Source organism: Enterococcus sp. DIV0167 (genome assembly GCF_050541555.1).
GTDB lineage: Bacteria > Bacillota > Bacilli > Lactobacillales > Enterococcaceae > Enterococcus > Enterococcus faecalis.
On the sequence record NZ_CP172933.1, the window covers coordinates 660,025 to 672,758 of the forward strand.

The window sequence follows — 12,734 nt, forward strand, 5'->3', positions numbered from 1 at the left end:
TTATTTATCCATTCCTTTCGTTTCAAACAATTCAATTCCGGGACCAGCAAAAGCTGGGACTAACTGCTCTTTTGAAAAATGTTCACTTAAAAATGTTTTTAATGCTTCTAAGTTTTTCTTTTCGACTAAGACCTTGACATTCGGACCTGCATCCATTGTAAAGTAGCAAGGAATTCCTTTGGCCCGTGCTTGGCGAACTAAAGCCATCGCTTGTAAGCTGCCTGGGGACCAGTAAGTAAATGGAGGGACAGCGCCTAAGGTTGTTCCATGCATCCTTAACCCATTGGCTTCAATGATTTCTCCTAAACGAGGGAAGTCTTTTGTTTTAATTGCTTCATGAACTTGGGATAAATCTTTTTCCACATTGTCCAACCAACCTTGATAAAAGCTAGAAGTTTCTACTGTTCGTTTCATTCCATCACGGCTGGAAACATCTTTTTCGCCATCATTAATTAAGATAAAGAGCATGGCCAATTCGTTTTCCCAATTATTGGCTGGAATATTTTCAGCAAACGACGTTTCATCAGAGTGGCCTTTGTTCCATTGAGCAAAACCACCAAAAATACTACGACAAGCAGAACCTGAACCACGTCGCGCTAAACGGGATAAGTCTTTTGCTGAAAGATTTAATCCTAAGGCTACGTTACAGGCCCCAGCTAAAGCAGCTAGACCACTCGCTGAAGAAGCCAAACCAGCTGCAGTAGGCACAAAATTTTGACTTTCCACTTTTGCAAACCAAGTACAATCGGCTTGTTGACGAACAAGGTTCAAAAATTCTTTGACTTTTTTTGTTTGTTTTTCGTTTTGCAAGGTACCATCTAAAATAAATACATCTTCTGAATAATGGGCATCAAATGTCACAGTTGTTTCTGTGTAAAAGGCATCTAATGTTAATGATAAACTACTATTCATTGGTAAAATGTATTCTTCATTGGCTTTTCCCCAATATTTAATCAGAGCAATATTTGTATGCGCTCGTGCTTTTCCTGAAAGCATTACTTTTTCACCTCTAATGATTGAATCCATGTAGCAACAGCTCCATTTTCTTCTAAAGTCTGTGCAATGGTTTGTGCGGTCTTTTTATTATCTGTTAAGGCAATCATACAGCCACCGCGACCGCCGCCGGTTAATTTTGCTCCTAGAGCGCCATGTTCTAGAGAGAGAGCCACTAGTCGATCCAGCATATCGTTGCTGACGGTTAATTGCTGGAGTTGCTCTTGCGCTAACGTCATTAGCTGACCTAATTTTTGTTTATCATCTTGTAAAATTGCCTGCTTCGCTTCTTTAGTAAAAGAACCTAATTGTTTCATTGTTTCAGCGATTGCTGTGGGATTATTTTGAGCTAGCTGCGCAATGTCTTTCACTGCTTCACGTGTTTGACCTTTAATTCCCGTATCAGCTACTACTAAGTAGGCATTAGATAAATTCATCGAGAAATGTGTGGGCGGAAATCCTCTAGTAAAAAATAAGGGATCAGCGCCGCTTGTTGCTGCGGCATCGATACCACTAGGATTGCCATGAGCAATTTTCTCACTTAAGGAAACAAGCTCAAACAATTCTTGATATGTATAAGCGTAATCAAAATAATCAAAAAGGCTTCGAACGATGGCCACAGCGGTTGCTGCGCTTGAGCCCATTCCTCGTTCAGCGGGAATCGTACTTGTTAAGGTCAAAGTGCCTTTAACTGTATCTTCCTTTAAAAAATGTAAGGTTTGCTGAACAACTTCCTTGATATTTGCTAGCTCTTGGGGCACGTCTTCAAGCAATCCTGTAAAATATGCACAATCAATCTGCATAGTTTTTGCCGGGGTAAAGACGGCTGTGATTTCTGTCGCTTGAAAAGGAAAGGCGATTGCTGGTTCGCCGTAAACAACGGCGTGTTCCCCCATTAAAATGATTTTTCCCGTCGCTTGACCGAGGCCTTGTTTTTTTATATTCATTCACTGACATTCCTTTTGAGTAGAATCGAGTATAGGACAAAAGACGTTCTTGGATTAGAAGAACGTTTGTCATAATCTCTTCATGATTTATAGGAAATGATTCCAAAAGTTTCTCTTGTTCCAAAAAAAGAGATTGCTTAACCTAAGATAGTTTACCTAAAAATAAGGCACAAGTAAAATGGTTCCGTTGGTTTTTCCAAAAAATTAATAACAATTTAATAAGAAAGAACCGACAGAACCAGTTATTCGGCTATTTTTTTAAAATTTTCTTAGGTAATCACCAAACCAAGGGCACTTGCCAAATAAATGGCTTGTTCAGGGGTGACTTTAAGACCTGATAAATAGTTTGGTGAGAAAGTCAAGCGTTCAAAGGTGTTTTGGGAAAAATCCAATCCTTTTAAAGAAGTATTTAACCAATTACTTTCGGTTAAATCGCAAGCTTCTAGAAGGAGTTTCTTCCAGGTGACCTCGAAAAATTCACTTTCGACTAAACGTGTCTGATTAAAGTGAACAAGATTAAAATTTGCAAAACGAAAAGAAGCATAATCGGCTTTGCAATCCTCAAACAGACAATCTTTTAAATAGCTATCTGCAAAATTCGTTCCTGTCAAATTGCAACGAAGGAAAGTCACTCGATGAAAACTGCCAGACAGCCATTCGACGTTAGAAAAATCGCAAGCTTCAAAACGCACATTACTACAATCAAAAGAAGCAAACTGGCCATTTGCTAATGAAAGATGATCGAAAACAGCATCCCGAAAGACTAAGTTACGAACTTCTTGATTCGGTAAATCAATCTGCTGATACAAATGATTTTCTAAGATTGCCTCATCTTCTAATTGACAGTTCGTTAATAGAGGAAGTTGTTCTGGCAAATTTGGTGGCAAGGGATAAGTTATTTTCATAAAACGCCTCTTTCTTCTTGTTGATTTTCAAAGGTTTCATCAATTGAGTAGGCCCGATTATAGAAACGTAGCGCAGTTGTGAAAACATAAGCGCCGGCAAAACCAAGTAAACTACCTAACACAATCCCGACTAATCGATAGTTTAAAAGATTACTAATGACTTGCTGTCGTGCAAGATTTGATAATAATAAGGACATCGGGGTAATAAAAAAGCTGGCAATCGCATAGTTTCTGTTAATGAATCCTTCAAAAGCTGCATATAGAATACTAATGATACCGATTGTTTGTAAAGGTGTAAAGGGAATCATTAATAAAATTGCAGAAAGCAACAAACCAAGACTCGTACCTAGAATCCGTTGCACATTTCGCTGCATCACAGAATGTAAATTTTCCCCTTGTAAAATGGCTGCGCAAGTAAACGTCATCCAATAGGCATTGACTAAATGAAGCGATTGACTTAAATAAGCCGCTAAAAATAAAATGGCCGCATAATGCAAAGCATCTAATAAAGAAGCGGGATCGATATAAAGTCGTTCTTGAAGAGACATCCGTTTTTGAAAAACGTAGGGGCGCTTGTCGATGAAATGAAGCACAATGCCCATGATAATGCCGGTCACTACTCCTAAAAGAACAAAACTGGCCATGATGGGAATCTTATGTAAAGGAAAATTGTTGCTTGTTCCCATTGCGGTTGACATGATAACTAACAAAGCACCAGGCTTCTCAATGCCATACAATCTAAAAAGTAAGCGTGCAAGAAAAGCGACGATGGCAATTGTAATGGGAATCAACCAAGGTACATGGTGACTTAGCATTCCTAAGCTGTTGCCCAGAACAATAAAAAAGCCAACAATATTCAGTCTGCGCAATAATTGGGGCAAAGGAAGCGGCTGATAATAAATAAACGTATAAATGCCCATCGAGCCAAAGGTCCCAATGAGTAAATTATTGGAAAAATAACCAATTAATAATGGAATTGCCATACAAATTGCGACACCAACTAACCGAAATAATTCGTCATTTGCTTTATCAATAGCAAACAAATCCTTTAAAAACGTAGAATTTTTCATATTTTGTCACTCCTTTACTTCCTAATTTACCATAATGTTTAGAAAACTGACAAAAGAATTGCAATAAAAGACAGGAAGAAAAAGAGTGGTTTCTGATAGGAAGAGAAGAAAAATTAAAAAAAGTTAACATTTTGACTTGCAATTTTAATATGAAAAATGTAAGATATATTCCATAGCAATAAATAATTATTAAATTCTGATTTTTCAGAAAATACAGATTGTATTATTTTAGGAGGCAACACTATGAAATTGAAAAAGTCATTAACATTCGGTGTGATTACATTATTTAGCGTAACAACTTTAGCGGCTTGTGGAGGCGGCGGAACGTCAGATAGCTCAAGCGCGTCTGGTGGCGGTAAGGCAAGTGGCGAACAAGTTTTACGTGTCACAGAACAACAAGAAATGCCAACAGCTGATTTATCACTAGCAACAGACAGAATTAGTTTTATTGCATTAAATAATGTATATGAAGGAATTTATCGTTTAGACAAAGATAACAAAGTCCAACCTGCAGGTGCAGCGGAAAAAGCAGAAGTTTCTGAAGATGGACTAACATACAAAATTAAATTAAATAAAGATGCAAAATGGTCAGACGGTAAACCAGTGACTGCTAATGACTATGTTTACGGATGGCAACGAACAGTTGATCCAGCGACAGCTTCTGAATATGCTTATCTGTATGCCTCTGTAAAAAATGGTGATGCCATTGCTAAAGGGGAAAAAGATAAATCAGAATTAGGAATTAAAGCAGTCAGTGATACAGAATTAGAAATCACTTTAGAAAAAGCAACACCATACTTTGATTACTTATTAGCTTTCCCATCATTCTTCCCGCAACGTCAAGATATTGTGGAAAAATATGGTAAAAATTATGCATCAAACAGCGAAAGTGCTGTCTACAATGGTCCATTCGTCTTAGACGGCTTTGATGGTCCTGGTACAGATACAAAATGGTCATTCAAGAAAAACGATCAATATTGGGATAAAGACACAGTGAAACTGGACTCAGTAGATGTGAATGTTGTGAAAGAATCACCAACCGCGTTGAACTTGTTCCAAGATGGACAAACAGACGATGTCGTTCTTTCTGGTGAATTAGCTCAACAAATGGCCAATGACCCAGCTTTTGTTAGTCAAAAAGAAGCATCAACACAATATATGGAACTAAATCAACGTGATGAAAAATCACCATTTAGAAATGCGAACTTACGTAAAGCAATTTCTTACTCAATCGACCGTAAAGCGTTAGTTGAATCAATCTTAGGGGATGGTTCTATCGAGCCAAACGGTTTAGTACCAGCAGATATGGCAAAAGACCCAAGTGGCGGCAAAGACTTTGCTAAAGAAGCAGGTAGTCAAATTGAATATGATACGAAAAAAGCTAAAGAATACTGGGAAAAAGCGAAAAAAGAATTGGGGATTTCAACCTTAACAATGGATATTCTTTCTTCAGATGCAGATTCTTCTAAGAAAACAGTTGAATTTGTTCAAGGGTCAATTCAAGATGCTTTAGATGGTGTGAAGGTAACGGTTAGTCCGGTTCCATTCTCCGTTCGTTTAGATCGTTCAAACAAAGGCGACTTTGATGCAGTAATCGGTGGTTGGAGTGCTGACTATGCTGATCCAAGTAGTTTCTTAGACTTATTTGCTTCAGATAACTCATATAACCGTGGACGTTATAACAATCCAGAGTTTGACAAGTTAGTGAAAGCTGCAAGTAGTGCAGATGCGACAAATCCTGAAAAACGTTGGGATGATATGTTAAATGCAGAGAAAACGATTATGGGAGACATGGGTGTGGTACCATTATTCCAAAAATCAGAAGCGCATTTACGTGCTGAAAAAGTCAAAGATGTCGCAGTTCATCCTGCTGGCGCAACGTATGACTACAAATGGGCATACATTTCAGAATAACCTGACAAAAGATCGATAGCAAACAAAAAAGGACCTTTGCCATGGAATAAAAGGCAACGGTCCTCTTGCTATCTTGTCTTAGACCAAGTAAAATAGTAGAAAGCCTAAAGACAGAATCAGTAAGATGCCCCCAGTTTTTAGCCAGAAAGAGCGATGTGCATCGCCAATGACTGAAAGCGGGATAAACTCTTTCGGTTCATTTTTCTTTTTAAAACGAAACGCGTTTTTCATTGAGCGCTGAAAGTTATCGAAAAAGCCAGAGGACATAATCCATAAAGCAATGCCGATAATTAAAAAGAAAAGCGAAACGATAAAGAAGGTATCTGATAATGAGGAGGTAGTGATAGGTTCTTTACTTATTAATAAGTAAAGAAAAATGCCGATACTGGAAATAACGGCTGTAATAATTGGCCATTTAAAAGTTTTCATGTGTTCACCCTATCTATTATTGTGGTCTATCTAGTCATTACTTTAACGAAAATAACTGAGGAAGTCAAAAAAATCTCGGAGGTGTCATTATTGAATAGTTTTGGAAAATATTTTCTTAAACGGATCTTTTTCATGATTATCACTTTGTGGTTAATCGCAACGATTACGTTTTTCTTAATGCAATTATTACCAGGTACGCCTTATACCAACCAAGAAAAACTTAGTCCAGAAACAATCGCTATGTTGAATAAACAATCTGGCTTAGATAAACCAGTGATTGTTCAATACGGAATTTACTTAAAGAACCTGGTAACAGGAGACTTTGGTATTTCATTCCAATTTAAAAACCAACCTGTTGCTAAGTTATTAGCTGGTCGAATTGGGCCATCCCTTCAACTGGGAGGACAAGCGATTATCTTTGGTACGTTAGTCGGTATTTTATTGGGGATTATCGCAGCGATGCGTCAAAATACTTGGGTAGATACGTTGGCAACATTGTTAGCCATTTTAGGTCGTTCTATTCCAAACTTTGTTTTCGCGGTATTATTACAATACATTTTTGCAATGAAATTAAGAATCTTACCAATTGCTATGTGGAATGGTTTTGCCTACACAATTTTACCAACTATTGCCTTGGCAATGAGTCCAATGGCCGATTCGGCTAGGTTTATTCGAACCGAGATGGTAGAGGTCTTGCATAGTGATTATGTCGAATTAGCCAAAGCAAAAGGCTTGAGTCGCTGGCAAGTTGCATTCCGCCACGGGTTAAGAAACAGTTTAATTCCATTGATTACCTTATTAGGACCTTTAGCCGTTGGTTTAATGACAGGTTCTTTAGTAGTAGAAAATATTTTTGCCATCCCTGGAATTGGGGAACAGTTTGTAAAATCAATTATGACAAACGACTATCCAACAATTATGGCAGTAACTATTTTGTATTCAACAATGTTAGTTGTTGTAATTCTGATTGTTGACTTACTTTATGGTTTAATTGATCCAAGAATTCGCGTATCAGGAGGTGCAAAAGGCTAATGGAAACAGTCAATAAAAATAATCTACCACAAGCGATTAAAGATATTCCGGCAGATGAGTTTCAGCCTCTAAACACTTCAACTCTAAAAGAAAGAGAGCGTATTGCCACACCGTCTTTAAGTTTCTTACAAGACTCATGGCGTCGTTTGAAAAAGAATAAAGCTGCAGTTATCTCAATGAGTTTCTTAGCAGTTATTATCTTTATCTCTATTATTACCATTTGGGTTTCACCACATAACCCAACGAAACAAAATGTTTCTTACATTAACTTACCACCACGAATTCCTGGCTTGGAAAGCGTGAATGGTTTAAATGGTAAAACAACAGTTGCTGGTCAATTAGTTGATAAATATGCACAAGCAAACGTTCCAGATAACGTAAACTTTTATCTAGGAACAGATGGTTTAGGTCGTGATGTCCTAAGTCGTTTATTTATGGGAACACGTATTTCCTTATTAATTGCGTTTATCGCGGCAATTCTAGATATTACGATTGGGGTAACGTATGGACTGATTTCCGGGTTAGTCGGCGGTCGTGTCGATACAGTAATGCAACGTATTTTAGAAGTTCTTTCTGGTATTCCTAACTTAGTTGTTATGATCTTGATGCTAACAGTCTTTGATCCAGGGATTGTTTCGATTGTTTTGGCCATGGTTATTACAAACTGGATATCAATGGCCAGGATTGTGCGAGCCCAGACCATGAAACTAAAAGATCAAGAGTTTGTCATGGCAGCAGAAACATTGGGCGAATCTCGTTGGAAAATTGCTATTAAACATATTTTACCGAATATCTCAAGTGTCATTATTGTCCAAATGATGTTCAGTATCCCATCGGCAATTTTCTTTGAAGCGTTCCTAAGTTTTATTGGGTTAGGCTTACGTCCACCAACCGCATCTTTAGGAACCTTGTTAAACGAAGGATACAAAACTTTCCGTTTCCTTCCATATTTAATGTGGATTCCAGCGGCAACACTTTCAGTTATCATGATTTGTTTCAACTTGTTAGCTGATGGTTTACGTGATGCATTTGATCCTAAGATGAAAGAGTAAGAGTGGTGAATGACTATGGAAAAAGTATTAGAAGTTAAAGACTTAAGAATCTCCTTTGATACATTTGCAGGTAAAGTCAACGCCATTCGTGGTGTGAGTTTTGATCTTTATAAAGGTGAAACGTTAGCCATCGTAGGTGAATCAGGGAGTGGTAAATCTGTTACAACCCGCAGTATTATGCGTTTGTTGAGCAGTAATGCCAATATTGATAACGGGGAAATTTTGTTTAAAGGACAAGATATTGTTCATAAAACAGAAAAACAAATGCAAGCCATTCGTGGTAAAGAAATCGCAATGATTTTCCAAGATCCGATGACTTCATTAGACCCAACGATGCCAATTGGCAAACAAGTGGCGGAATCATTAATCAAACATAATAAAGTCTCAAAAAAAGAAGGCTTAGCGCAAGCATTAGAATTACTAAAATTAGTCGGCATTCCTAATGCTGAAAAACGTTTGAAAAACTATCCACACCAATTTTCTGGTGGGCAACGTCAACGGATTGTCATTGCAATTGCTTTAATTTGTTATCCCGAAGTTCTAATTGCAGATGAACCAACTACAGCGTTGGATGTAACCATCCAAGCACAAATTTTAGAGTTATTAAAAGATTTACAAGAAAAAATTAGCACTTCGATTATTTTCATTACCCATGATTTAGGGGTAGTAGCGAACGTGGCTGACCGTGTCGCTGTCATGTACGGTGGACGTCTGGTTGAAGTGGGAACAGCAGAAGAAATTTTCTATAATCCACAACATCCATATACTTGGGGACTTTTAGGGTCAATGCCAACGATGGAAGGAACAGAAGACAAACTTTATGCGATTCCAGGTTCACCTCCAGATTTATTAGATCCACCAACTGGAGATGCCTTCTATCCACGGAATGAGTTTGCTTTAAAAATTGATACAGAAAAAGAACCACCTTATTTTGAAGTATCACCGACACACAAAGCAGCAACGTGGTTATTAGCACCACAAGCACCAAAAGTTACGCCTCCAGCAGAGATTGTTCGTCGTTGGGCAATTTATGCAGAGCGTCAAAAAAATCCAGGAGGTAGTAATTAATGGCAGAAGAGAAAAAAGTCCTATTAGAAGTCACTGGTTTGAAACAGTATTTCAATGTTGGTCGTAAAGACGAAGTAAAAGCCATTGATGACATTAGTTTTCATATTTATGAAGGCGAAACCTTTGGATTAGTTGGCGAATCAGGAAGTGGAAAATCAACAACTGGTCGCAGTGTCATTCGTTTATATGATCCAACTGCTGGTGAAATTCTTTTCGATGGAAAAGACATTAGCAAAATTAAATCAAAAGCGGACATGCAAGCATTCCGCCGCGATGTTCAAATGATCTTCCAAGATCCATATGCTTCATTGAACCCAAGAATGAAAGTCAATGATATTATTGCTGAAGGAATCGATGTCAATGGATTAGCTAAAACACCAAAAGAGCGGGAAGAAAAAGTCAATGAACTTTTAAAAACGGTGGGCTTAAATCCAAGTCACAGTACGCGTTATCCTCATGAGTTTTCTGGTGGGCAACGTCAACGGATCGGGATTGCCCGTGCTTTAGCGGTTAATCCACGTTTCATTATCTGTGATGAGCCGATTTCGGCTTTGGATGTGTCGATTCAAGCTCAAGTAGTAAACTTATTACAAGATTTACAAAAAGAACAAGGCTTAACTTACTTGTTTATCGCACATGACTTATCGATGGTAAAACATATCAGTGACCGAATTGGCGTAATGCACAGTGGGAAATTATTGGAAATGGGCACAAGTGATGATGTCTATAATTTCGGCGTTCATCCTTATACAGAAAGTTTACTTTCTGCGATTCCATTACCAGATCCAGACTATGAACGCACACGTAAACGGATCGTTTACCAGCCTGCAGCGGCAGATGGGAAAGATCGTGAGCTCCGTGAAATTCTCAATGGACACTATGTTTATTGTGCTGAAGACGAAGTTGCAATGTACCGTGAAAAAATTGAAGAGAAGAAAAGAAAAGCTGGTTTATAACCAGCTTCTTTTCTAACTATCTTGGTAGGGTGGTTATGAGATGAAGGCTCTGAAAGCTTATAAATACAGACTTTATCCAACCTCAAAACAAAAACAGTTTATTCAAAAAACATTTTCTTGTGTTCGCTTGGTGTATAATTTAATGTTACAAGACCGGATTGATATCTACAAAGAGATGCGAAAAAATCCTCAACAAACGTTTAAAATGCCAACGCCAGCTAAATATAAGAAACAATACCCTGTCCTCAGAGAAGTTGATAGTTTAGCCTTGGCAAATGCACAAGTTTATTTGGATCGAGCCTTTAAAAATTTTTATCGGGAAAAAGGGATGGGCTTTCCAAAAAAGAAAAAGAAAGAAACGGTGCATTCCTACACTACGAACAATCAACATGGCACGGTCAAAATTTTGGATAATCGTTATTTGAAAGTACCTAAATTGAAATCTTTAATTAAAATGAAGGTACACCGCCAACCGCTGGGGGAGATAAAATCTGTAACTATTTCTATGAGTGCGAGTCACAATTATTATGTTTCCATTTTGTGTGAAGCGCCGATTGAAACGAAAACAAAGCAACAAAAAATGGTGGGAATTTGTAGCAGTAGGGAAAAATTTGCGCTGCTTTCGAATGGTGAAAGCTTCGAAAAAAGCTATTGTTCAAAGCATTTAAAGCAAAAACTACGTCAAGAAGAACGAAAATTAAACAAGCGTAAAATGATTGCTTTGGAAAAAGGTGTCGATCTTTCGCAAGCAAAAAATTATCAAAAACAAAAAATAAAAGTCGCAAAAATTCGCGAAAAAATAGCCAACCAACGAATGGATATTTTAAACAAAATTACAACGGAATTGGTTTCAAGTTACGATGTTATTTGTATTGAAAAAGCCCATCACAGTAATGAACGGCCGCCAAAACATGATCGTTCTGAACTGGCTTGGTCTTTATTTTTAGCTAAACTGTTGTATAAAGCACAATGGTATGGCAAAGAACTCATTTGTATTGAGTCAGAGGAGATCGAAACAGAGTTGTCTTTTTCTGAAAGTACAGAAAATTCAGAGTATCTTAGAAGTCAAAAAATCTTAGAACGCGGCTTGTCTAAACGAGAAACCATATAAATAGAAGAACTGTAGGGACTACAGGGATCGCCTAGGGGATAGAAAATGTACACCATGTGTTGAACCATTTGTTTCTAGGAAGTCACATTGGGACAGTCCACTAATTATTAATAATCAAAATACGAGTTCAAACGAATCTAGTGCTAGATTCGTTTTTTTTTGAGGAAATATATTGACAACTAGGATAAACTAAGGTAAACTAGTGAAGTTGAGAAATGAAAGCAGAAGCACCCGCTTCTCGCCTTAGTTGAGTATATCGCTGGGCTAGATAAAGTATTCCTTATTTTTTAAGTAAGGCAGACTGTTGGCGGGTTCTGGATAGGAACCTGTTTTTTATTGCATTTAGCAAACAAAGCAGACTTCCGTTAGGATTTTCTCTTAAAAATTTTGGAGGTGAATGACCATAGCAAAGGATATGATGGTTAACGACGGCATTCGTGCACGCGAGTTACGTTTGATCGGACAAGATGGTGAACAATTAGGTGTAAAAACCAAAGCAGAAGCATTACAAATCGCTGAATCTGCAAACTTGGATTTAGTACTTGTAGCGCCAGGAGCGAAACCACCAGTTGCGCGAATTATGGATTATGGAAAATTCCGTTTCGAACAACAAAAGAAAGAGCGTGAAGCTCGCAAGAAACAAAAAGTGATCAACGTCAAAGAAGTTCGTTTAAGTCCAACAATTGACGTAAATGACTTCAATACAAAACTTCGTAATGCGCGTAAGTTCTTAGAAAAAGGAGACAAAGTGAAAGCTTCTATCCGTTTCAAAGGCCGTGCCATTACCCATAAAGAGATTGGTCAGAAAGTTCTTGATCGCTTAGCTGAAGAAACTGCGGACATCGCCACAGTGGAACAAAAAGCGAAAATGGACGGACGCAGCATGTTTCTAACGCTGGCACCGAAAAACGACAAGTAAACGAAGAGACCGAGCATTCGGACTTTTGGTAATTTCTACAAGAAGGATATTCGACAGTTGTGACTGTTAGAGTCTTTCACTTGAAGCAAAGATTTTGAGGAGGAAAATTAGTCATGCCAAAACAAAAAACACACCGCGGATTAGCAAAACGTGTAAAACGTACTGGTGGAGGCGGCTTAAAACGTGGCCGTGCCTTTACATCTCACCGTTTCCACGGTAAAACTAAAAAACAACGCCGTCAATTGCGTAAAGCAAGCATGGTTGCAAAAGGCGATTACAAACGTATCCGCCAACAATTAGCAAGAATGAAATAAAACAACTCGGTGACTTTTAGATTA

Annotated in this window: 13 protein-coding genes; 8 read left to right on the plus strand and 5 right to left on the minus strand. The window is 38.0% G+C overall.

Annotated features, from left to right (window positions below):
• From mvaD to IGM09_RS03185, 4 genes are all read right to left on the minus strand, one after another.
• Complete coding sequence (gene mvaD, locus IGM09_RS03170) at positions 1-996, minus strand: diphosphomevalonate decarboxylase (RefSeq protein WP_002358822.1); 996 nt, start codon at positions 994-996, stop codon at positions 1-3.
• Positions 996-1,940 carry a mevalonate kinase gene (gene mvk, locus IGM09_RS03175; RefSeq protein WP_010828617.1) on the minus strand — a complete coding sequence of 315 codons (945 nt, stop codon included), beginning with the start codon at positions 1,938-1,940 and terminating at the stop codon, positions 996-998. Before mvk ends, mvaD begins: the two co-directional genes overlap by 1 nt.
• Positions 1,941-2,209: 269 nt before the next feature.
• On the minus strand, positions 2,210-2,845 hold the full coding sequence (locus IGM09_RS03180; RefSeq protein WP_002355781.1) for a pentapeptide repeat-containing protein: 636 nt from the start codon (positions 2,843-2,845) through the stop codon (positions 2,210-2,212).
• Complete coding sequence (locus IGM09_RS03185) at positions 2,842-3,915, minus strand: FUSC family protein (RefSeq protein WP_002355782.1); 1,074 nt, start codon at positions 3,913-3,915, stop codon at positions 2,842-2,844. Before IGM09_RS03185 ends, IGM09_RS03180 begins: the two co-directional genes overlap by 4 nt.
• Positions 3,916-4,158: 243 nt before the next feature.
• Here IGM09_RS03185 and opp1A point away from each other — a divergent pair, with 243 nt between their 5' ends.
• Positions 4,159-5,829: an oligopeptide ABC transporter substrate-binding protein Opp1A gene (gene opp1A, locus IGM09_RS03190; protein WP_010816372.1), complete on the plus strand. Its 1,671-nt coding sequence runs from the start codon at positions 4,159-4,161 to the stop codon at positions 5,827-5,829.
• A gap of 78 nt (positions 5,830-5,907) precedes the next feature.
• Here opp1A and IGM09_RS03195 read toward each other — a convergent pair whose 3' ends face one another.
• Positions 5,908-6,258 carry a DUF3899 domain-containing protein gene (locus IGM09_RS03195; RefSeq protein ID WP_002355784.1) on the minus strand — a complete coding sequence of 117 codons (351 nt, stop codon included), beginning with the start codon at positions 6,256-6,258 and terminating at the stop codon, positions 5,908-5,910.
• A gap of 90 nt (positions 6,259-6,348) precedes the next feature.
• Between IGM09_RS03195 and opp1B the strand changes: the two genes are divergently transcribed.
• From opp1B to rpmI, 7 genes are all read left to right on the plus strand, one after another.
• Positions 6,349-7,290 carry an oligopeptide ABC transporter permease Opp1B gene (gene opp1B, locus IGM09_RS03200; protein ID WP_002381304.1) on the plus strand — a complete coding sequence of 314 codons (942 nt, stop codon included), beginning with the start codon at positions 6,349-6,351 and terminating at the stop codon, positions 7,288-7,290.
• Positions 7,290-8,342, plus strand: coding sequence for an oligopeptide ABC transporter permease Opp1C (gene opp1C, locus IGM09_RS03205; RefSeq protein WP_002355787.1), 1,053 nt, complete (start codon positions 7,290-7,292; stop codon positions 8,340-8,342). Before opp1B ends, opp1C begins: the two co-directional genes overlap by 1 nt.
• Before the next feature lie 9 nt (positions 8,343-8,351).
• Entirely contained in the window at positions 8,352-9,410 is a 1,059-nt protein-coding gene (gene opp1D, locus IGM09_RS03210) for an oligopeptide ABC transporter ATP-binding protein Opp1D (protein WP_002355794.1), read from the plus strand.
• Entirely contained in the window at positions 9,410-10,366 is a 957-nt protein-coding gene (opp1F, locus tag IGM09_RS03215; protein WP_002355795.1) for an oligopeptide ABC transporter ATP-binding protein Opp1F, read from the plus strand. The genes opp1D and opp1F overlap by 1 nt, the downstream gene beginning before the upstream one ends.
• Positions 10,367-10,406: 40 nt before the next feature.
• The gene (locus IGM09_RS03220; RefSeq protein WP_033624860.1) at positions 10,407-11,477 is read left to right on the plus strand and encodes an RNA-guided endonuclease TnpB family protein; all 1,071 of its coding nucleotides are present in this window, start codon (positions 10,407-10,409) and stop codon (positions 11,475-11,477) included.
• A gap of 397 nt (positions 11,478-11,874) precedes the next feature.
• The gene (infC, locus tag IGM09_RS03225; protein ID WP_002355797.1) at positions 11,875-12,396 is read left to right on the plus strand and encodes a translation initiation factor IF-3; all 522 of its coding nucleotides are present in this window, start codon (positions 11,875-11,877) and stop codon (positions 12,394-12,396) included.
• Between the two features lie 113 nt (positions 12,397-12,509).
• Positions 12,510-12,710 (plus strand): 50S ribosomal protein L35, encoded by a 201-nt coding sequence (gene rpmI, locus IGM09_RS03230; RefSeq protein ID WP_002355798.1) that lies wholly within the window; start codon positions 12,510-12,512, stop codon positions 12,708-12,710.
• Positions 12,711-12,734: the final 24 nt, after the last annotated feature.